This window comes from Pseudonocardia sp. HH130630-07, from assembly GCF_001698125.1.
GTDB lineage: Bacteria > Actinomycetota > Actinomycetes > Mycobacteriales > Pseudonocardiaceae > Pseudonocardia.
This window is the reverse complement of record NZ_CP013854.1, coordinates 5,363,287-5,384,133: the sequence shown is the minus strand read 5'-3', so window position 1 is coordinate 5,384,133 and position 20,847 is coordinate 5,363,287. Positions and strand designations below refer to the sequence as shown.

Here is a 20,847-nt window from a genome sequence, read left to right as displayed (position 1 = left end):
ACGACGAGGTGGCAGCCATGGTCCGCAGAACGGTGACGACGGCGGCCGCCGTGCTGGCTCTCGTCACGGGGCTCGGCGCGTGCAGCGGCGCCCCGGCGGCGCCCGCGCCGGCGCCGCCGGCCCCGACGGCGGTCACCACCCACGACCGGGTCACCGGCCTGATCGCGGAGGCGAAGACCGCGTTCGACGCCCCCGAGCGGGACTCCACGTCCGCGCAGACCGCACAGACCGAGGACAACCTGCAGACCGTCGCGGACCGGCTGACCGCCGCGCACGCGCTCGCCCCGTACCGGTCGGACCTGCTGTTCAGCGCGGCGTCCGCGCAGATCGGCCGGGGCGACGTCCCCGCGGCCGTCGCGCTCTACCGCCGGATCCTGGAGCGGGCCCCGCGCGACGTCGACGCGCTCAGCTACCTCGCCGGATGGACCCGCCACCTCTGCGACACGGCGGGCGCGACCGCGCACCTCGCCCGGCTGCGGGAGCTGGACCCGGACCGGGCAGCCGACCTGGATCTCATGTTCCGCAGCATCGACCGGGCCGCCGCACCCACCGACCGGCTCCCGGACGTCCCCGCCGACGGCCTGGTGATCCTCACGCTCGGCTACAAGCTCAACGACGACGGCACGATGGCCGAGGCACTCGTCGGGCGGCTGCAGAAGACCCTCGAGGCCGCCCGCCGGTGGCCGGACGCCCCGGTGGTCGTCACCGGCGGGGTGGAACGGGCCGGGCGGACCGAGGGCGAGTCGATGAAGGAGTGGCTGGTCGCGAACGGGGTGGCGGCCGAACGGGTGCACGCCGAGGACTTCGCCCGGACCACCCTGGAGAACGCCGCCTACGGCGTCGACCTGCTGGCCGAGCTCGACGCCGCGCGGGCCGTCGTCGTCAGCTCGGCCGGTCACGTGCGCCGCGCCCAGGTCATCTTCGAGCTGACCGCACCGGGGTCGCTCGGCTCCGGCTTCGGATTCGTCACCCTCGCCCACCCCGACGAGCCGCTGCCGGCGCTGCGCGCCCCGGACGCCGACGAGCTGCGCTCGATCTACCGGGACGCCTTCAGCGCGCTGGGTCTGTGGGCCTACCGCAGCGCCCCGCTCGTGCAGCAGTGACCGCGCACCGGGTCACTCCCGCTCCTGGTTGTTGGCGTCGCACCAGGCCGATCCGGCCTGGTCGACCGGGTGCTCGGACCGCAGCTCGTCGTTGACGAAGATGCGGCAGACGGTGCCGGGCGCCGCGTCCTCGACGGCCAGGTCGTTGAACCCGAAGCCCACGTTGCGGCTCTCCGAGAACGGCAGTGTGGCGCTCTGCCTACCCTGCCCGTCGGCGGACAGGTCGGGTTCGCCGGCGAACTTCGTGCCGACCTGCGCGGTGCCCGGCCCGGTCACCTCCATCCGGACGTCCCAGCTCTCGCCGAGCAGGCCGCACCCACCGACCAGGCCGAGGGCGGCGACGGCGGCCGCCAGCGCGCCGGTGCGGGTGATGGTGCGGACGGTGGTGCGGTGCACGGGTACTCCCTGTCGGATCTCGGTCGGACCGGACCAGCATGGCGGGACGATCACCGCCCGCGGATCGGTCGTCCGGACGAATCCGGCGGCCACCGTACGTCCGGACGACCGATACCCGGCGCCGGGCGCCGCTCTACGGTGAGCACCGTGACTGCCGCTCCCCCGTCCCGGCCCCGGGTGCTCGACGTCGCGGTCACCGGCCTGGTGATCGGCGGCGCCGCGCTCGCCGACCTGTCGGTGTTCACCCCGCACACGCCGACCGGGCGGATGCTGATCGGGGAGGCGGTGCTCGTGACCGTCCTCGCCTGGGCGGTCCGGCGCCACACGCCCGCCCACCCCGCCCGCGGTGCCGCGCTGGGCCTGGCGGCGGCACTCGTCTCGGTCGCGGTCTCCGCCGTCGTCGCCGTGACGGTGCTGCAGCGCTCCCCCGGCCTGCTGGCCGGGCTCGGGCTCGCCGCGGTGGTCGTGACCCTGTGCCGCCACCTGCCCGGGCGGTGGCTGGTCGCGGTGCCGGTGGTCGCGGGGGCACTGCTGGCGCTGCCCGTCCGGCTCCCTTCGGACTACCTGGACGACCTGCCCGCGGGGGCGACCGGCCCGGCCGGGGCCGTGGCCTGCGCGGCCGTCGCGGTCGGGCTGCTGCTGCGGTCCGGGGACGTCGCCCGGCGGGCCGCCCAGGACGCGGTGCTGCGCGGGGAACGGCTCCGGCTCGCGCACGACCTGCACGACGACGTCGCGCACCACGTGACCGGCGTGGTGGTCGCCGCGCAGGCCGGGGCCCAGGTCGCGTTCCGGGACCCGGAGCAGGCGCGCGTCCTGTTCGAACGGATCGAGTCGACCGGGCAGGACGGGCTCGTCGCGATCGGCCGCGCCGTCCGGCTGCTCCGCACCGGCCCGGACGGCGCACCGGCCACGCCCCCCACCCTGGACGCCGTGCGCGATCTCGTGCACCGGTTCTCCCGGGCCGACGTCCCGACCACGCTCGACGTGGCCGACGGGTTCGACGACCGGGTGTGCACCGGCGCCCGATGGGCGCTGGGGGTGCGGGTCGTGCAGGAGGCGCTCACCAACGTGCGCAAGCACGCCGCGGCGGCGACCGGCGTCCGGGTGGCGATCGACGGGACCGCCGGTGACCTGACCGTCGCCGTCCACAACGACGGGGCCGGGACCCCCCGCCGCCGGGGCCGGCCGCTCCCGTCCGGCGGCGCCGGGCTGCCCGGCCTGGCCGAGCAGGTCGGCGCGTTCGGCGGCGAGTTCGTGCACGGCCCGGACGGCGCCGGCGGCTGGACCGTCACGGCGCGGATCCCGGGTGAGCACCGGTGACCACCGTCGTCCTGGCCGACGACCAGGACCTCGTCCGCGACGGTATGGAGCTGATCCTCACCGCCCAGCCCGGGGTCGAGGTCGTCGGCACCGCGCGGGACGGGGCCGAAGCGGTGGAGCTGGTCCGCAGGCTCCGGCCGGACGTCTGCCTGCTCGACATCCGGATGCCCCGCGTCGACGGGCTGGTCGCCACCCGCACGCTCAAGGCCGACCCGGCGACCGCGGCGACGGCCGTCGTCGTGGTGACCACGTTCGACCTCGACGAGTACGTCTACGGCGCGCTCCGCGCCGGGGCCAGCGGCTTCCTGCTGAAGAACTCCGGGCCGGCGCTGCTGGTCGAGGCGGTCCGGGCGGCGGTGCGCGGGGACTCGCTGATCTCCCCGTCGGTGACGGTCCGGCTGCTGCAGCGGCTCGCGGAACCGGCCGCCGACCGGGCCGGGGACGTGCTCACGCCACCGGAGCACCGGGTCGTCTCGCGGGTCGCCCGCGGCCGCACCAACGACGAGATCGCCGCCGACCTGCACCTGGCGGTGAGCACGGTGAAGACCCACCTCGCGCGCGTCCAGCAACGGCTGGGTCTGCGGAACCGGGTCGAGATCGCCGCCTGGGCGTGGGAGCACGGGATCGTCCGCCTCCGGTGACACGCGCCCGCCTCCCGCGGCGGAGTCCCGACGTGCGGCACGATCGACCCCGATGACCGGTCCCGTCCCGCCCGCGCACGCCGCACTCTCCGTCCTGTCCGGGCTGCCCGGCCGGCCGGACGTGGGGCCGCCCGGCCCGCACGACGACACCGACTGGCCCGGCGTCGAGGATCCCGCGGCGCTGCGCGCGCTCGTCGCCCGCTGGCTCGCCGGGTACGGGACGGCACAGACCCGCCGCACCTACGCCTACGCGCTCGGGCTGCCGCCCGAGTGGGCCGACGCCGTCACCGGCACGGCACCGCCGCAGCGCCCCGCGCCGGTCCGGACACCGCCGCCGGCCCGGCGCGGCCGGCTGCACCACCTCGCCTACTTCCGCTGGTGCGCCCGGGTCCCGGTGGACCCGCGGGCCGCGACCGGCACGCTGGTCACGACGTGGCTGCACGCCCTGGACTCTGCGGGCGCCGGCACCCGCACCCGGGCCCGGATGCTGTCCACGGTGTCGGCGTTCTACGCGTTCCTCGCCGAGGAGGGGATCGTCGACGGCAACCCGGCCGCGCTGCACCGCGGACGGCTGGGGCTCGCCGGGACCTCCCGCGACCCGTCGCCGACGATCCGGCTCACCGCCGCCCAGGTCCGTGAGCTGTGGACGGCCGCGGCCGCCCTGCCCAACCGCACCCGGCACCGCGAGCTGTACGCGGCCCGCGCGGTCGCCTTCGTCGCGTTGCTCTGCCTCGGCCTGCGGATCTCCGAGATCACCGGGCTCGACCGCGACGACCTGATCGTGACCGGCGGGGAGCGGGCGCTGCGGGTGCTCGGCAAGGGCGGCGCCGTGCGCGAGGTCTTCCCCGGTGCCGCCACGATGGACGCCCTCACCGGCTACCTGCTGCTGCGCGACCGCGAGTACGGCGACCCGCTGCCCGCCCGCGGCACCGGGGCCCGGCGGTCCCCGCTGCTGGCGACCCGTGACGGCGGCCGCTGCTCCCGCCACGACCTGCACCACCTGCTGCGCCGGATCGCGCGGCAGGCCGGTCCGGCGCTCGCCGACGTCGCCGAGCGGGTGCACCCGCACACCCTGCGCCACGCCTACGTCACCCTGGCCCTGGAGGCCGGTGCCCCGATCCAGCACGTGCAGGCCGACGTCGGGCACGCCAGCATCGCCACCACCCGGCACTACGACCGCTCGCTGCGCAGCCGGGCCGGGAGCGCGGCCGACCTGGTCACCGGTCTGGTGACCGACGGCGATCCGGCCGGTGCGCACGACTGAGTGCTGTGTGTCACATCACGGCCGGATCTCTCTTGACCTCGAGTCAACTCCAGCCCGGACGCTGGTCGGGTCGGTCCGCGACGGAGGAGGACGAGCATGGACATCAGCATCCCGGTCTCCCGGTTCGACCAGGCCTACCGCGACGGTGAACCGCCCTGGGTGATCGGTGAGCCGCAGCCCGCGGTGATCGCCCTCGCCGACGCGGGGGCGTTCACCGGTACCGTGCTCGACGTCGGCTGCGGCACCGGCGAGCACACGGTGCTGCTCGCCGCCCGCGGCGTCGACGTGCTCGGGGTGGACGGCTCCCCGGCCGCGGTGCAGCGGGCCGGGGCGGTGGCCGCCGCGTCCGGGGTCGACGCCCGGTTCACCGTCGCCGACCTGCTGGACCCGGCCGGCCTGGGACCGGCCGACACCGTGCTGGACAGCGCCCTGTTCCACGTGTTCGACCCCGCCGGCCAGGCCCGGTACGCCCGGGCGCTGGCCGGTGTCGTCCGCCGCGGCGGGACCGTGCACCTGCTGGACCTGGCCACCACCGGCTCGGACACCGAGTTCGGCCCGGTGATCGACGAGTCCGCCATCGGGGTCGCGTTCGCCGAGCCCGATTGGACGGTCGAGTCGGTGCGGCCCACGACCTACCGCGGGATCGTCACCGCCGCGCAGAGCGAGTCGTACCACGAGCCCGTGGGCACCCGGGTCGACGTACCCGCGCACCTGGCCCGGATCGTGCGCGGCTGAGGCTCAGCTCGGCCGGGCCGGACGGCGCTGCGGCAGGCAGCAGTCGACGGCGCACGGGGCGCCGTCCCGCGTGCACCCGGCGGCCGGGACCGTCCCGAGCCGCCGGGCGATCGCGCCGCCGGTGTGCTCGCGCACGAGTTCGAGCACCATGTCGGCGAACCGCGGGTCCGGTCCGGCCGTGGCGGCCCTGGCGAACCCCATGCCGTGCTCGACGGCCCGCTCCGCCGCCTCGTTGTCGAGGTCCCAGATCACCTCGACGTGGTCGGACACGAACCCCACCGGCACGACGACGACCGCCGGCACACCCTTCGCGTGCAGGTCGTCGATGTGGTCGACGATGTCCGGCTCCAGCCACGGGACCTGCGGCGGGCCGGACCGGGACTGCCAGACCACGTCGAAGTCGTCGACGCCGAGATCGGCCGCGACCAGCGCGGCGGCCTCACCGACCTGCCGGGAGTACCGGTGCCCGCCCTCGGCCGGGACCCCGGCGGCGGCGTCGGCCGCGTCCGGGATCGAGTGCGCGGTGAACACCAGCCGGGCGTGCTCGGCCTGCCCGGCCGGGAGCCGGTCCAGCGCGGCGCGCACGGCGTCCGCGTTCGCCCGCACGAACTCCGGGTGGTCGTGGAAGTGCCGCAGCTTGACCAGCTCCGGGGCGGAGTCCCCGACCGCGTCCCGGGCCCTGGCGATGTCCTCGTGGTACTGCCGGCAGGCGGAGTACCCGCCGTAGGCGCTGGTGGCGAACACCAGCGCGCTCCGGACGCCGGCCCCGGCCATCTCCCGCACGGTGTCCTCGGCGTACGGGTGCCAGTTCCGGTTGCCGAAGTACACCGGCAGCGTGGTGCGGGCCGCGATCGCCGCGACCAGCTCACGGTTGCGGGCGTTGATCGGCGACACCCCGCCGAAGTGCTGGTAGTGCTCCTCCACGGCGTCCAGCCGCTCCGGCGGCACCCCGCGGCCCCGGGTCACGTTCTCCAGGAAGGGACGGACCTCGTCGGGGGCCTCGGGGCCGCCGAAGCTGAGCAGCAGGATGGCGTCGGGTTCGGTGCGGGACTGTTCGGGCACGCGTCCGATTATCGACCCCGGCTCCTGCGTGCGCGCGGGCGGCGTCAGACGCCGACCGCATGCACCCCGCCGTCGGCCATCACCATCGAGCCGGTCGTCGTCGGCATCCAGTCCGACAGCACCGCGCAGACGGTCTTCGCGACCGGCACCGGGTCGTTCATGTCCCAGCCGAGCGGCGCCCGGTTGTCCCACACGTCCTCGAAGCGGGCGAAGCCCGGGATCGACTTCGCGGCCATCGTCTTCACCGGGCCGGCCGCGACCAGGTTGACCCGGATGCCGTCGGCACCCAGGTCGCGGGCCAGGTAGCGGGTGACCGACTCCAGCGCCGACTTCGCGACGCCCATCCAGTCGTAGGCCGGCCAGGCCTGCCGGTTGTCGAAGTCCATGCCGACGACCGACGCGCCCGGTCCCAGCAGCGGCTTGCACGCCACCGCGAGGGACTTGAACGAGTACGCACTGACCTGCAGCGTGGTGGCGACGTCCTCCCAGGACGCGCCCAGGAAGGCGCCCTCACCGAGCGCGCCGGCCGGGGCGAACCCGATGGAGTGCAGCACGCCGTCGAGCCGCGGGTCCTCGCCGAGGTGCGGGGTGATCCGCTCCACCAGGGTGTCGAGCTGCCCCTGGTCGGAGACGTCCAGCTCCACGACGGGCGCGGGCTTCGGCAGCCGCTGCGCGATCCGCTCGACGAGGCGCATCCGGCCGTACCCGGTCAGTACCACCTCGGCGCCCTGCTCCTGGGCGATCTTGGCGGCGTGGAAGGCCAGTGACGCGTCCGTGATCACCCCGGTGATCAGCAGGCGTTTGCCGTCGAGCAGTCCCATGGTGTCCTTTCGAGCGTTCTGCGAACTAGTGGCCCATGCCGAGACCGCCGTCGACCGGGACGACCGCCCCGGTGACGTACGCGGCGCCCGGCGAGGCGAGGAAGGTGACGACCGAGGCGACCTCGGCCGGATCGGCGTAGCGCGACAGGGGGATGGTGCCGAGGATCTCCGCGCGGCGCTTGTCGCCCAGTGCGCGGGTCATGTCGGTGTCCACGAAGCCCGGGGCGACCACGTTGGCGGTGATGCCGCGGCTGCCCAGCTCCCGGGCCACCGAGCGGGCCAGACCGACCAGCCCGGACTTCGACGCCGCGTAGTTGACCTGGCCCGCGGACCCGGACAGGCCGACCACCGAGGAGACGAACACCATCCGCCCGGCCTTGGCCTTCAGCATCCCGCGCGACGCCCGCTTGGCGACCCGGTAGGCGGCGGTGAGGTTCGCGTCGACGACCTTGGTGAAGGAGTCCTCGGACATGCGCATGAGCAGCCCGTCGTCGGTGATCCCGGCGTTGGAGACCAGCACCTCGACCGGGCCGTGCGCGGCCTCGACCTCGGAGAACGCGGCGTCCACGGAGTCGCCGTCGGTGACGTCGCAGTGCACCGGTAGCAGCCCGTCGGGCACGTCGTCCTTGCCGGAGCGGTAGGTCACCGCCACCTTGTCCCCCTGGGCCGCGAACGCCGTCGCGATCGCCAGGCCGATGCCGCGGTTTCCTCCGGTCACGAGCACGCTGCGTCCCACGGGAGCAGAACCTAACGCACTACCGCCGGGTACCCGCGGCCCCCGCCGCGGGACGTCGGTCACGGCAGGCGCCGCCCCAGCAGGATCCCGGCGCCGAGCCCGCCGATCAGCAGCAGGAACCCGCCGATCATCCAGGGCCGGCTGGCGTCGACCTCGCGCTCCTCGTAGCCGAGTTCCTCGGACAGGTCGGAGTACACGGCCCGTAGCTCGGACTCGGTCGCCGCGGTGAAGAACCGCCCGCCCGAGAGCGCCGCGATCCGTTCCATCGACGCGTCGTCGACCGCCACCGGGGTCCGCCCGCCGTCGAGCTCGATCGTGCCGTAGCTCGTGCCGAACGAGATCGTGGAGACCGGCACGCCCCGTCGCTGGGCGTCGGCGGCCGCGGTGAAGGAGCCCCGGGGCTCGTTCTCCCCGTCCGGACCGGGCACGGTCTGGGTGCCGTCGGACAGCAGCACGACCCGCGCCGGTGGGGGCACCCCCTCCTGGTCCGGGCCGCCCTGCAGGGTGCGGGAGAACGTGTCGATCGACTGCATCGCGGTGAAGATCGCCTCGCCGGTCGCGGTGGACTCGGCGAGCTGCAGGTTGTCCACGCCGGCCTTCACCGCGTTGCGGTCGGTGGTCGGGGAGACCAGCACCGCCGCCGTCCCGGCGAAGGAGACCAGCCCCAGGTTGACGCCCGGCGTCAGCTGGTCGGCGAACTGCTTGGCGGCCGCCTGGGCCGCGGCCAGCCGGGTCGGCGCGACGTCGGTCGCCTTCATCGACAGCGACACGTCGATCACCAGCATCACCGTGGCCCGGTTGCGCGGTACCTTCGCCATCGCCTGCGGCCCGGCGAGCGCCACGGTCAGCACCGCGAGCGCGGTGATCAGCCCGATGGCCGGAAGGTGCCGCCAGCGCCCCTGCCGGCGCGGCACCACCGTCTCCAGCAGTTCGAGGTTGGTGAACCGCACGACGTCGCGACGGCGCCGGCGCAGCAGCCACACGTACCCGCCGACGAGCCCGGCCACGGCGAGCAGGCCCAGCAGCCACCAGGGGCTCGCGAACGTCATGCCGTCCTCCCGCCACCGGACCAGGCCTGCTTGCGGGCGACGGCGAACCGGACGATGTCGGCGACCCAGTCCCGGTCGGTGCGCAGCGTGAGGTGCGCCGCACCGCAGCGGCGCAGCGCGTCGGCGACCCGGTCCCGGTGCGCGGACGCGGCGGCGGCGAACTCCCGGCGCAGCAACGGCGTCGTGTCGACCTCGCGCTGGCGTCCGGTCTCGGGATCGGCGAGCACGACGGTGCCGACGTCGGGCAGCTCCAGCTCCCGCGGGTCGAGGACCTCGATCGCGAGCAGGTCGTGCCGCCCGGACAGCGCTCGCAGCGAACGCTCCCAGGCCGGCTCGCCGAGGAAGTCCGAGATCACCGCGACCAGTCCGCGCCGCCGCGGCGGGCGGCGCAGCTGGTCCAGCGCGGCCGTGAGGTCACCGCGCACCCCCTCCGGTGCGGGCCGGAGGGTGGCGACCCGGCGCACCATGCCGCGGGCGTGCGCCAGCCCGCCGCGGGCGGGCAGCCGCAGCGTCTCGGCGCCGTTGGTGACGACGGCACCGATCCGGTTCCCGCCACCACCGGTCAGCTGGGCCACGGCGGTGAGACCGGCGAGCGCCAGGTGCCGCTTGTCGGTGTGCGCGGTGCCGAAGTCGAGGCTGCGCGACAGGTCGACGACGGCCCAGGTCTCCAGCTCGCGGTCGGCGACCGTCTCGCGGACGTGCGGGCTCGTGGTGCGGGCGGTGACCGACCAGTCCATCCGGCGGACGTCGTCCCCTGGCTGGTAGGCCCGGGCCTCCCCCGGCTCGCTGCCGGGGCCGGGCAGCAGGCCGATGTGGTTGCCCTGCAGCAGCCCGTCCAGCCGGCGCCGGACGGTCAGTTCCAGCGACCGCAGCGACGCCTCCAGCCGTCCCGTGTCGCCGTCGGGGTCCGGGGAGCCGCCGGGGCCGGTCGTCGGGTCCCCCGTGGTCACGCCGGGCCGCTCGGCGGCGCCGAGCCGGTCGCGTCCGGGCCGGGCCAGGCCGGTCCGGCCGGCGCGGGTACCCCGCCGGGCCGGGCACTGACCTGCGGCAACGGCACCGTCTGCAGGACCCGGGACACGATGTGGTCCACCGGGACCTGGTCGGCGACGGCGTCGTAGGACAGCACCAGCCGGTGCCGCAGCACGTCCGGGGCGACCTCCAGGACGTCCTGTGGCAGCACGTAGTCCCGGCCGCGGACGAGCGCCAGCGCCCGCGCGGCCGCGACGATCCCCAGCGACGCCCGCGGCGAGGCGCCGTAGGCGATCCAGGACGCCACGTCGGACAGGCCGTGCTCGGCGGGCAGCCGGGTCGCGACGACGAGGCGGACCACGTAGTCGACCAGGGCGTGGTGGACGAACACGTTCGCCGCGACCCCCTGCAGCCGGACCAGCTCGGCGGGTGAGAGCACCTGGGCCGCCTGCGGCACCACGGCGCCCATCCGGTAGATGATCTCCCGCTCCTCCTCGACCCCCGGGTACTCGATCAGGAGCTTGAACAGGAACCGGTCGCGCTGCGCCTCCGGGAGCGGGTAGACGCCCTCGTTCTCGATCGGGTTCTGCGTCGCGAGCACCAGGAACGGGTCCGGCATCGGGTGGTCGCGACCGCCGAGGGACAGCTTGCGCTCGGCCATCACCTCGAGCATGGCCGACTGGACCTTGGCCGGGGCCCGGTTGATCTCGTCGGCGAGCACGAAGTTGGCGACGACCGGGCCGAGCTCGATGTCGAACTCCTCGCGGCCCTGGCGGTAGATCCGGGTACCCAGGATGTCCGCGGGGACGAGGTCGGGGGTGAACTGCAGCCGGGAGAAGCTCCCGCCGACCACCCGGGCGAACGTCTCGACCGCGAGGGTCTTCGCGACGCCGGGGACGCCCTCGAGCAGCAGGTGCCCCCGGGCCAGCAGACCGACGAGCATCCGCTCGACGAGCCGGTCCTGGCCGACGATCACCCGTTTCACCTCGAGCACCGCGCGTTCGAGCCGCTCCGCCTCCGCGGCGGGGGTGCTGGGGGTGGCGGGATCGGCGGGGGTCTCGGGTGACGCGGGCGAGCTCACCCGCCCATCCCACCGTGCGGGCCGTGTGACGCCGGTGAAACGACCGCGCCCCGTCTCACGCCAGCCGGTGCAGCAGCGCCGCGGTCAGCGCCGTCTGCCGGACCATGCCGCTGACCAGCGCGTGCTCGTGCCGGGCGTGCGCGCCGTCGCCGAGGGCACCGAGCCCGTCGAGCACCGGGACGCCGTGCGGGGCGAGGAGGTTCGCGTCGCTGGCCCCGCCCACGGCGGTCTCGGCGAGGTCCACCCCGAGCGTCGCGGCCGCCGCCGCGGCCTGCTCGTACAACCCGGCGATCGCCGGGCTGCGGGTCATCACCGGGCGGTTCCACTCGCCGGTGACCCGCACCGACGCGCGCGGCGAGGCCGGCTCCAGCGAACGGAGCACACCGTCGATCCGGCCGGCCTCGGCGGCACTGGACACCCGCACGTCGACCTCGGCCCAGGCCCGTCCGGCGGTGACGTTCGACCGGGTCCCGCCGCCGACGACGCCGACGTTGACGCTCGTCCCCGCCGCGAGGTCACGCGCGCCGTGCAGGGCGAGCACGACCCGGGCCAGCTCGTCGACCGCGCTCGCCCCGGCGGCCGGATCGAGCCCGGCGTGGGCCTCGACGCCGGCCACGTCCACCCGGAAGATCCCGACGCCCTTGCGTGCGGTCTTCACCGCACCACCCGGGGCCGCGGCCTCGAAGACGAGTGCCGCGCCGACGCCCTCGGCTGCCGCCTCGATGACCGGGCGCGATGCGGTGGACCCGATCTCCTCGTCGCCGGTGAGCAGCAGCCGCAGCGGCGGCAAGTCCAGCCCGGCCTCCCGGGCGATCCGTACCGCCCACACCGCCTGCACCAGGCCGGCCTTCATGTCGAACACCCCGGGCCCGGTGATCCGGTCGTCCTCGACGGTGAACGGCATGTCGGCCAGCGTCCCCAGCGGCCACACGGTGTCGTAGTGCGCCAGCAGGAGCACCGGGGCCGCCCCGGAGCCGTCGAACTCCAGTAGCCGGGCGTCGCCGTAGGGGCCGCCGTCGGTCGTGGACACCGTCGCCGCGGGGCCGAGCCGGTCGGCGATCAGGCCGTCCAGCCAGGTCAGCCCCTTCTCCAGGGCGACACGGTCGTCGCTCGGGGTCTCGATCTCGACGTAGCCGCGCAGGTCGTCGAGCATCGAGGGCAGCGCCGCCTCGGCGGCGTCGAGCAGGGCGTGCGGCACGGGCTTCTCCTCGCCGGCGTGGATCTCGGGAGGGCATCGTGACCCCGGCGGGGCGGACGGCGCGCGGCGGGAGGGCCCGCGTCACCCCGCCGGTGGGTCCCGCTCGACGAACCGCAGGGTCATCGCCAGGTAGTCGCGCAGCGAGACCGTGTCCGGGGCGTGCCGGTGCCGGACCCAGATGGCGTTGGCGAGCGCCGGGGTCAGCGCGTGCGCCCGCGCGACGACCACCCGGGCCTCGACCGCCCCGATCTCGCGGCCTGCCAGTGCCGCGAACGCGACCGCCAGCTCGGCCGCCCGGTCGTCGTCCACGCCGCGGTGTCCCTTCGTCCGGTGGTGCTCGCGCTCAGCAGAGCACGGACCACCGACAGTGACCGCAGCCGGCGATCGCCGGCACCGCCGCGCGCGGGTCGCTACTCGACGAGCAGGAAGACGATGGCGGCCAGCCCGATGACGACGATGACGCCGCGGAGCACCGTCGGCGGCAGCCGGCGGCCGATCCGGGCGCCGAGCAGACCCCCGACGATCGAGCTCACCGCGATGATCCCGACCACGGCCCAGTCCACCGGCGCCACGACCGCGTAGATCGCCCCCGCGACGATGTTGACCACCGAGGCGAGGGTGTTCTTGAAGGCGTTGAGCCGCTGCAGCGGGTCGGCCACCAGCAGGCCCAGCACGCCCACCAGCATGATGCCCTGCGCGGCGGTGAAGTAGCCGCCGTAGACGCCGACGAGGAAGACCAGCAGGTAGACCACCGGTGAGGACGACCGGTCCGGTCGCTCGCGGTTCTTCAACCGCCGGGCGAGCAGTGGTTGCACCGCGACCAGCAGGACCGACGTCCCGACCAGCACCGGGACGATCGTCTCGAACGCGTCCTGCGGGAGCGACAGCAGCAGCGCGGCGCCGACGATCGCGCCGAGGAACGACGCGACCCCGTAGCGGGCCAGCCGGCGGCCGTGGCCGGCCCATTCCTTCCGGTAGCCGATCGCGCCGGTGATCGAGCCGGTGATCAGCCCGATCGCGTTCGAGGTCGTCGCGGTGACCGGCGGGAAGCCGAGCGCGACGAGCACCGGGAACGTCACGAGCGTGCCGGACCCGACGACGGTGTTGATCAGCCCGGCCCACAGCCCGGCCAGCGCGATGACCGCGACCTCCCACCATTGCATGCCGAGCACCCTACGTACCTGCGGTAACGCCGTCCGCAGCGTGTGACGGGTAAGCCTTACGCCCCGGGCGTAACCCGGCCCACGCTCCGCGTGTCATGATCATCTCGTGATCGCCGACGTCCGGTGGGCCGCGCCCGCCGTCCCCGCCCGCCGGCTCGACCGGGCGTCGATCGTCGCGACGGCACTCGCGATCACCGACGACGCCGGCCTGGCCGCGCTCTCGATGCCCCGCCTGGCGCGGGCACTGGGCACCGCACCGATGTCGCTGTACCGCCACGTGCCCGGCAAGGACGCCCTGGTCGACCTGGTGCTCGACGCCGCGCTCGGCGCCCCGCCCGCGCTCGGCGGGTACGACCTGCGACCGGGTTGCGAGCGGTGGGCGACCGCGCTGCGCGCCGTCCTCGACGAGCACCCGTGGGCGGTGCCGCTGATGGCCGGGGACCGGACGGCCGGCCCGGCCGAGTGCGCGTGGGCCGAGGCGTTGCTCGCCCACGTGCTGGACCGCGGGCACCCGCTGCACGCCGCGGTGGAGGTCCTGCACCTGGTGCACGGCTACGTCCGGGGTGCCGCGGCGCTGGCCGGGGACCGGCTCCCCACCGCCGCGGACCTCGAACGCTCCGGCCGGGCCGGGGACCTCCCGGTACTCGCGCGGCTGCTCGGCGGTGCCGTGGCAGGTGGCCCCGGCACCGCCGAGCCGCTGTTCGTCACCGGACTGCGCCGCACCCTCGACGCCGTCGAGGCCGCGCTGTAGCCCCCGTCAGCCGCCCACCCGGAGCACCGGCCAGTCGGCCAGATCGGCGAGGAGCTGCCGGTCGTGCGTCGCGACGACGACGGCGGCCCCCGTCGCGCGGACGGCGGCCGTCAGGTCGTCGACCAGTACCGCCGAGAGATGGTTCGTCGGCTCGTCCAGCAGCAGGGTGCCGGGCCGGCCGGCCAGCACGAGCGCGAGATCGAGCCGGCGCCGCTGCCCCTGTGACAACCGGCCGACCGGGGTGCCGGCGGCCGTGGCGTCGAGCAGGCCGAGCGCACCGAGCCCGACGGCCGGGCCCGGCCGTCGGGCGTCACCGGCCACCAGACGGCCGAGATGCCGCTCGTAGACCTCGTGAGCCGTGCGCTCCCGGTCGTCCTCGGGGGTGTCGGTCTCCTGGGCGAGCCGGGCCACCCGGGCCCCCGGGGCCCGCCACACGGTGCCGGTGGTCGGCTCCAGCTCGCCGGCCAGCACCGCCAGCAACGTCGACTTCCCGGCACCGTTCGGGCCGGTCACCACCAGCCGGTCGGCACCGGCGAGCGCGATATCCACCGGCCCGGGCAGCCGACCGGCCACCGTCACCGCCGACGCCCGCACCTGCGCGGCTCCCGGCCGGACCGGGAGGTCCGGCCAGCGCAGCGCCGGTGGCGGGACCGGCACGTCGAGCCGGTGCGCCGCGAGCTCCTCCTCCTGGCGGTGCAGGGCCCGGACCACCCCGGGTGCCCGGGACTGGCGCTGGTGTTTGCCGGTGCCCTTGTCCGGGCGCCACCCGGTCCGCAGCCGGTCCCGGGCCGCCGAGACCGCGTCGTGCAGCCGCCGGTGCTCGGCCTGCTGCTCGGCGGCGTCGTGCTCCCACCGCTCCCGGTCCCGGCGGCGCGCCTGCTGCCAGGCGTCGTAGCCACCGGCGTGCAGCCGGGCGGTCCCGTCCCGCGACGGGTCGAGGTCGAGGAAGCGGCCGGCGACCGCGCGCAGCAGGGCCCGGTCGTGGCTGACGACCGCAACCCCGCCCGGACGGTCGCGCACGGCCCGGGTCAGGAAGTCGAGCCCGCCCGCGTCGAGATGGTTGGTGGGCTCGTCGAGCAGCAGGATGTCCTGCCGGGCACCGAGCACGCAGGCCAGCCGCACCCGGTGCCGCTGGCCGACCGACAGGGTCGCCAGCTCGCGCGCCCGGTCGGTGCACGCGCCGAGCGCCTCCAGCGCGACGTCGACCCGGCGCTCGGCGTCCCAGGCGTCGAGCCGGGTGGCGGTCTCCAGGGCGGCGACGTACCGGTCGGCCGCTGCCGCGTCGTCGTCCGCCATCGCCGTGGCTGCCTCGTCGAGCGCGTCCAGTGCGGCGCGGGCCGGCGCAAGCACCCCGCCGGTCAGCGTCCCGACGGTCGTGCCGCCGGTCGAGGGCAGGTCCTGACGCAGGAGGGCGATCGATCCGGCGCGGGAGACGGTGCCCGCGTCCGGCCGGACCAGACCGGCCAGGACGTGCAGCACCGTCGTCTTGCCGCGGCCGTTCTCGCCGACGACGGCGAGCCGGGACCGGGCCGAGACGGTGACCGTGAGATCGGTGAGGACCGCACGACCGCCACGGGTCAGGGAGACGCGGTCGGCGCGGACGTGCGCACCGCCCTCGGCGGACGGTGCGGACATCAGGGTGTCGGGGTTGGGGTGGATCAAAGAGGGCTCCGCGGCTCGCAGTGGAGCCGGGCAGCACGGGACGGCCGCCCGGCAGGACCGGGACGGCGGACGCGCGTTCAGCAGGAAGGGGCGCCGCCGTCAGCCGGCGGTGCGCACCCGCTGCGACCAGATACCTCGTGCCATACCTGTCACCCTACCCAGGGCTGCGGCGGCGGTTCGACCGGTGTGCGGAGGATCGGGTGGGCTCAGCGCTCGGCGGCGCCGGCGGGCCCGTCCGGCTCGGGGACCTGCGGGGCCGGATCACCGGCGGCGGACGCCGGGATCGCGACGGTCTCCTCCGCCCCGTCGATCACGTCCGGTTCGTCCGGCGGCTCGCTGTCCGCCGCGACCTCCTCGGCGAACCGCTGGTCCCGCACGTCGATCTGCTCACCGAGGTAGCGCAGCACGACCGCGAGGACCGCCGCGACCGGCACCGCGAGGAACGCGCCCGCGATGTTGAACAGCGAGCCGCCCGCGGTGACGGCGAGCAGGACGACGGCACCGTGCAGCTGCAGGCTCTGGCCCTGCAGGAACGGCTGCAGCACGTTCCCCTCGATCTGCTGGACCGCCACGATCAGCACCAGGACGAGCACCGCGGTGGTGAAGCCCTGGGTCACCAGCGCGATGAGCACGGCCAGCGCCCCGGCGACGAACGCGCCAACGATGGGGATGAACCCGCCGATGAAGGTGAGGACCGCCAGCGGCAGGGCGAGCGGAACGCTCAGCAGGACCAGCCCGATGCCGATGAACACGGCGTCGATCAGGCTGACCAGCGCCTGGACCCGGATGAAGCCACCCAGCACCGCCCAGATCCGGGACAGCACCTCGGCGATGTGCCGCCCCGCCGAGCGCCCGGTGATCGCGGTCAGCCATGGCAGGAAACGCGGGCCGTCCTTGACGAAGAAGAACGTGAGCACCAGGGCCAGCACCAGCGAGACCAGCCCGGACGCCACCGTCGACACACCGGTCAGCACCCCGCCCGCGATGGACGTCGCACTCGCCTGGAGCTGCTGGGTGACCTGGTTGATGATGTCGCCGACCTGCCCGGCCCCCAGGTTCAGCGGCGGGCCGATGATCCACTGCTGGATCTGGCCGAGTGCGGCGACCACCCCGTTGGTGATCTGCTGGGTCTGACCGGCCACCGACGGCGCGATCGCCACGAACAGCCCGCTGATCGCCCCGAGCGCCACCAGCAGCACGAGCATCGATGCCAGCGCCGGCGGGAACCGGTAGCGGATCAGCCACGCGGCCGGCGGACGCAGCACCGTCGCGACGAGCACGGCCAGCACGACCGGCCACACGACGACCCAGAACGTGCCGATCAGCCAGCCGATGAGGAGCAGACCGACGGCGATCAGCGCGATCCGCAGGCTCCAGGCGGCCATCCAGGTCAGGCCGTTGCCGATGACCGTCCCGCGGCTCGCGACCGTCGCCACCGGCACCGGGCTCAGCACCGACCCGCCGGCCGGGTCCCGGCGCACGGATACCCGGCCGCCCTCTCGGACCGCCGGTTGCTGGGACCGCGACTCCATGATCATCCCCGTTTCGTGCCGATGCTGCTGCCGCGCACACTAACGCCGCCCGGACGCCCCCGCCCGCAGGTGACGACGTCGGGTCCGCCACGTGTGAGTGACGCCGCCCGGCCACGTTGGCAGGAAGTTGTCGCACCGCGTCCTTCCCGCCCCTGTCCGGGGGGCCCGGACCGGCGGATCCTCGACGTCATCGGTGGTCACCGGCCCGGATGCCCGGGACCGCCGCACACCGTCGCATCCCGCGTGCCGCCCGGAGGAGATCCGCATGCTGACCCAGATCCTGCTCGCCGCCGTCGTCATCCTCGGTTCGGGTGCGACCTTCCGCGAGGTGCTGCGCGGCCGGCCGCGCCCGGTCCGCACCCGCCGGGCCTACAACACGCGGACGCCCTCGCTGCGGTGAGACGCCGGGCCGTGCTCAGTCCGCCGGGAGCGCCCGTCGCAGCACCTCGACGGCGGTGTCCGACCGCGAGCCCCCGTCGGCGGCCGCGTCGAGCCGGCTGACGAGATCGGCCGGCAGTTCGAGTTCCAGCCGGACCGACGCCGGCGCGGGCTCCGTGCCGGCCGGGCCGCGCAGGACCAGCACGAGCACCGGCAGGGCGATCGTGCCGAGCGCGTCGACGATCGCGGCGACGCCGAACCAGCGCCAGTACCCGTCGTCCGAGGGACCCGGGACGGCCCCGTCGGTCAGCACCGGCAGCGCGAGCATGACCGCGACGACGGCGATCGCGGCCAGCGCCACCGCCAGCCCGGCCCGGATCGCCCGGTGCGGCCGGTCGGCGAGCGGGAGCAGCAGGTTGCCGTGCGCGAGTGCGACCGCCGCGATCGTCAGCAGGCCGAGCGATTTCCACCAGTACTCGCCCGGGTCGGCCCCCATGCTGTCCTGCCAGATGAGCACGAGCGCGCAGACGGCCGCCCCGAGACTGGCCGCGAGGCCGCAGAAGCCGATCGCCCGCACCGCCCGGGTGACGACGGCGAGATCGCACAGCGCGGTCGTCCCGAACGCGGCGACGACCAGTGTGCTCAGCACGATGCGGCCCTGCAGCTCGCCGAACTCGCCGCCGAGCAGAGCGGCGATCCCGAGCAGCGCCGCCACCACCAGCGCGCCGACGACCAGCACGATCATCGCCCGGCGCACCCCCCGGACGGTGCTCCGGGCGTGCCGGGAGGTCCCGGGCCGGGTGGTCTGCGGATCAGCGGTCATGCGGCGACGGTAGGCCCCGGGGACCGGTCACGGCCTGAGTAGCGCTACCGAGATCCGTGTACGTCACCCGACGGGGGCGAGTCAGTCGTCGGTCCACACCGGGCCGTCCCGCTCGGACACCCGGCCGTCCCGGCGGAACAACAGGAACCGGTCGAACGCCCTGGCCAGCCACCGATCGTGGGTCACCGCCAGCACGGTGCCGTCGAACGCGCCGATCGCCGCCTGCAACACGTCGGCCGAGTACGGATCCAGGTTGTCGGTCGGCTCGTCGAGCAACAACAGGGTCGCGCCCTCCAGCTCCAGCAGCAGAACCTGGAAACGGGCCTGCTGCCCGCCGGAGAGCGACCCGAACCCACGGTGTGCCGCCCCCGCGAGATCGTAGCGGGCGAGGGCGCGCATGGACCGTTCGTGATCGACACCCGGTCGGCGCTCGCCGCCGGCGAGGAGCAGCTCCTGCAGCGTGCGGTCCGCGTACTCCGGGTGCCGATGGGTCTGGGCGAACCAGCCCGGCCGCACCCGGGACCCGAGACGCACCGTGCCGCGGTGTGCCACCGGTTCGATCCCGCCGGCACCGCCGTCCCCCAGCCCGGCCAGCAACCGCAGGAAGTGCGACTTGCCGGTGCCGTTGAGTCCGAGGACCGCGACCCGGTCGCCGTAGTGGATCACGGTGTCGAACGGTGCGGTGAGTCCGTCCAGGGCGAGCCGCTCACAGGTCACGACGCGCCGGCCGGTCCGTCCGCCGGTGAGCTGCATCCGCAGCTGTGGCCGCCGCGGCACCGCCTCCGGTGGCCCGGCCGCGTCGAACCGCCCCAGCCGGGTGCGTGCGGCCTGGTAGCGGCTCGCCATGCCGTCGTTGTAGGACGCCTTCTGCCTCAGCTCGTGCACCAGCCGGACCAGCCGGGCGCGGTCCTCGTCCCAGCGCCGGCGCAGCTCCTCCAGGCGCTCCAGGCGGTCGGCGCGGGCCGCATCGTAGGTGTCGAAGCCGCCGCCGTGCGTCCAGACCGTGTTGCCTGCCGGGTGCAGCTCGATCGTGACCACCCGGGTCGCCGTGCGCCGCAGCAGCTCGCGGTCGTGCGAGACGAACAGGACGGTCTTGCCGGTGTCCCGGATCCGGCGCTCCAGCCACTCCTTGCCGGGGACGTCGAGGTAGTTGTCCGGTTCGTCGAGCAGCAGCACCTCGTCGGGGCCACCGAGCAGGACCTCCAGCGCCAGCCGCTTCTGCTCGCCGCCGGAGAGCCGGTCGGTCTCGCGGAACCGCATCCGGTCGTAGGGCAGTCCGAGTACGGCGAGGCAGCACCGGTCCCACGAGGCTTCGGACTCGTACCCTCCGGCGTCGCCGTACTCGGCCAGCGCCTCGGCGTAGTCGAGCTGGCGGGCGACGGTGTCGGACTCGATGAGCGCGTCCTCGGCGGCGTCGAGCCGGCGCCCCGCGGTGCGGAGTCGCTCCGGCGCGAGTTCGAGCAGGAGCCCACGCACCGTCCGGCCGCCGAGGAACTGCGGCATGACCCCGAGCCCGCCGGACCGGTGCACCGAGCCGGCCCAGGGGACCGTCCGCCCAGAGACCAGGCCGAGCAGTGTCGTCTTCCCGGTGCCGTTCGCCCCGACCAGCGCGGTCTTCGTCCCGTCACCGACCCGGAACGAGACCCCGCTCAACAGGACGCGGCCGTCGGGCAGGACGTGGTCCACCTCCTGCAACTCCACGTGCCCCATGACCGGAACCCTCGCAACCGGACAGCTACCCGGCGACCGGATTTCCCCGCCCGGTGATCACGGATCGGGAAACGGGGCGGCCACGGACGGCCGGATCCCTTCCCGATCCGTGATCACCGCACAGGTCTTTGTCTTGACATATTAGGCGCGCGGCACGGAGACTCGTCCGCGCGCTCCGAGCGCTGTTCGACGGGGAGCCGAGCCGAGGAGGGTTCACGTGGGCGTGACGTCCGTGGCCGGAGACAGGGTATCGGCAACCGCGCCGGGCCCGGTCCGGGAGTCCACCGGTCGCCCGCGTTCCCGCTCCACGGTTCCGGCGCCGTCCCGCACCCGCGCGGCCGGGGTCCCACTCCCCCACCCCCCGATCTCGCCACCACGCCGGGTCCGCGCCGTGCGGGTGGAACGGGCGGGTCGGACGGGGGCACGCCCGCCGTCCGGGGAGCACCCACCGAA

21 protein-coding genes are annotated in these 20,847 nt (G+C 75.1%); 7 read left to right on the top strand and 14 right to left on the bottom strand.

Annotated elements, in window-relative coordinates; all coding sequences use genetic code 11:
* Positions 1-17: 17 nt before the first annotated feature.
* Positions 18-1,103 (top strand): YdcF family protein, encoded by a 1,086-nt coding sequence (locus tag AFB00_RS25500; protein ID WP_083275822.1) that lies wholly within the window; start codon positions 18-20, stop codon positions 1,101-1,103.
* 12 nt (positions 1,104-1,115) lie between these two features.
* Here AFB00_RS25500 and AFB00_RS25495 read toward each other — a convergent pair whose 3' ends face one another.
* The gene (locus tag AFB00_RS25495) at positions 1,116-1,499 is read right to left on the bottom strand and encodes a hypothetical protein (RefSeq protein ID WP_156819719.1); all 384 of its coding nucleotides are present in this window, start codon (positions 1,497-1,499) and stop codon (positions 1,116-1,118) included.
* A gap of 147 nt (positions 1,500-1,646) precedes the next feature.
* On the opposite strand from AFB00_RS25495, the gene AFB00_RS25490 reads away from it, so the two are divergent.
* From AFB00_RS25490 to AFB00_RS25475, 4 genes are all read left to right on the top strand, one after another.
* Entirely contained in the window at positions 1,647-2,819 is a 1,173-nt protein-coding gene (locus AFB00_RS25490; protein ID WP_156819718.1) for a sensor histidine kinase, read from the top strand.
* Entirely contained in the window at positions 2,816-3,460 is a 645-nt protein-coding gene (locus tag AFB00_RS25485; protein WP_083275821.1) for a response regulator, read from the top strand. The genes AFB00_RS25490 and AFB00_RS25485 overlap by 4 nt, the downstream gene beginning before the upstream one ends.
* Before the next feature lie 52 nt (positions 3,461-3,512).
* Positions 3,513-4,724, top strand: coding sequence for a tyrosine-type recombinase/integrase (locus tag AFB00_RS25480; protein WP_083275820.1), 1,212 nt, complete (start codon positions 3,513-3,515; stop codon positions 4,722-4,724).
* 96 nt (positions 4,725-4,820) lie between these two features.
* Positions 4,821-5,459 (top strand): class I SAM-dependent methyltransferase, encoded by a 639-nt coding sequence (locus AFB00_RS25475; RefSeq protein WP_068799291.1) that lies wholly within the window; start codon positions 4,821-4,823, stop codon positions 5,457-5,459.
* A 3-nt stretch (positions 5,460-5,462) separates the two neighbouring features.
* On the opposite strand, the gene AFB00_RS25470 is transcribed toward AFB00_RS25475, so the two are convergent.
* The 9 genes from AFB00_RS25470 to AFB00_RS25430 form a co-directional block, all read right to left on the bottom strand.
* Positions 5,463-6,521, bottom strand: coding sequence for a ferrochelatase (locus AFB00_RS25470; RefSeq protein WP_068799290.1), 1,059 nt, complete (start codon positions 6,519-6,521; stop codon positions 5,463-5,465).
* 44 nt (positions 6,522-6,565) lie between these two features.
* Complete coding sequence (gene fabI, locus AFB00_RS25465; protein ID WP_068799289.1) at positions 6,566-7,342, bottom strand: enoyl-ACP reductase FabI; 777 nt, start codon at positions 7,340-7,342, stop codon at positions 6,566-6,568.
* Positions 7,343-7,367: 25 nt separating this feature from the next.
* Entirely contained in the window at positions 7,368-8,078 is a 711-nt protein-coding gene (gene fabG / locus AFB00_RS25460) for a 3-oxoacyl-ACP reductase FabG (RefSeq protein ID WP_068799288.1), read from the bottom strand.
* Positions 8,079-8,137: 59 nt separating this feature from the next.
* Positions 8,138-9,127 carry a VWA domain-containing protein gene (locus tag AFB00_RS25455; RefSeq protein ID WP_068799287.1) on the bottom strand — a complete coding sequence of 330 codons (990 nt, stop codon included), beginning with the start codon at positions 9,125-9,127 and terminating at the stop codon, positions 8,138-8,140.
* Positions 9,124-10,011 (bottom strand): DUF58 domain-containing protein, encoded by an 888-nt coding sequence (locus AFB00_RS25450; RefSeq protein ID WP_231974493.1) that lies wholly within the window; start codon positions 10,009-10,011, stop codon positions 9,124-9,126. The genes AFB00_RS25455 and AFB00_RS25450 overlap by 4 nt, the downstream gene beginning before the upstream one ends.
* Positions 10,012-10,073: 62 nt before the next feature.
* Positions 10,074-11,177 carry an AAA family ATPase gene (locus AFB00_RS25445; protein ID WP_068799285.1) on the bottom strand — a complete coding sequence of 368 codons (1,104 nt, stop codon included), beginning with the start codon at positions 11,175-11,177 and terminating at the stop codon, positions 10,074-10,076.
* A gap of 55 nt (positions 11,178-11,232) precedes the next feature.
* A complete protein-coding gene (locus tag AFB00_RS25440) occupies positions 11,233-12,375 on the bottom strand; it encodes a M20/M25/M40 family metallo-hydrolase (protein WP_231974067.1) in 1,143 nt (380 codons plus the stop codon).
* Between the two features lie 81 nt (positions 12,376-12,456).
* Positions 12,457-12,684 carry a hypothetical protein gene (locus tag AFB00_RS25435; protein ID WP_068799284.1) on the bottom strand — a complete coding sequence of 76 codons (228 nt, stop codon included), beginning with the start codon at positions 12,682-12,684 and terminating at the stop codon, positions 12,457-12,459.
* Between the two features lie 101 nt (positions 12,685-12,785).
* Complete coding sequence (locus tag AFB00_RS25430) at positions 12,786-13,538, bottom strand: sulfite exporter TauE/SafE family protein (RefSeq protein ID WP_068800651.1); 753 nt, start codon at positions 13,536-13,538, stop codon at positions 12,786-12,788.
* Positions 13,539-13,644: 106 nt separating this feature from the next.
* Here AFB00_RS25430 and AFB00_RS25425 point away from each other — a divergent pair, with 106 nt between their 5' ends.
* Positions 13,645-14,289 carry a TetR/AcrR family transcriptional regulator gene (locus AFB00_RS25425; RefSeq protein WP_068799283.1) on the top strand — a complete coding sequence of 215 codons (645 nt, stop codon included), beginning with the start codon at positions 13,645-13,647 and terminating at the stop codon, positions 14,287-14,289.
* 6 nt (positions 14,290-14,295) lie between these two features.
* Here the strand turns inward: AFB00_RS25425 and AFB00_RS25420 are convergent, their stop codons facing one another.
* Both AFB00_RS25420 and AFB00_RS25415 read right to left on the bottom strand, forming a co-directional pair.
* Entirely contained in the window at positions 14,296-15,924 is a 1,629-nt protein-coding gene (locus AFB00_RS25420) for an ATP-binding cassette domain-containing protein (RefSeq protein ID WP_068799282.1), read from the bottom strand.
* 233 nt (positions 15,925-16,157) lie between these two features.
* A complete protein-coding gene (locus tag AFB00_RS25415) occupies positions 16,158-17,483 on the bottom strand; it encodes an AI-2E family transporter (protein WP_083276149.1) in 1,326 nt (441 codons plus the stop codon).
* A gap of 265 nt (positions 17,484-17,748) precedes the next feature.
* Between AFB00_RS25415 and AFB00_RS35530 the strand changes: the two genes are divergently transcribed.
* Positions 17,749-17,883 carry a hypothetical protein gene (locus AFB00_RS35530; RefSeq protein WP_257785242.1) on the top strand — a complete coding sequence of 45 codons (135 nt, stop codon included), beginning with the start codon at positions 17,749-17,751 and terminating at the stop codon, positions 17,881-17,883.
* Between the two features lie 15 nt (positions 17,884-17,898).
* Here AFB00_RS35530 and AFB00_RS25405 read toward each other — a convergent pair whose 3' ends face one another.
* Positions 17,899-18,684 (bottom strand): hypothetical protein, encoded by a 786-nt coding sequence (locus AFB00_RS25405; protein WP_068799279.1) that lies wholly within the window; start codon positions 18,682-18,684, stop codon positions 17,899-17,901.
* Positions 18,685-18,765: 81 nt separating this feature from the next.
* On the bottom strand, positions 18,766-20,394 hold the full coding sequence (locus tag AFB00_RS25400) for an ATP-binding cassette domain-containing protein (protein ID WP_068799278.1): 1,629 nt from the start codon (positions 20,392-20,394) through the stop codon (positions 18,766-18,768).
* Positions 20,395-20,847 lie beyond the last annotated feature (453 nt).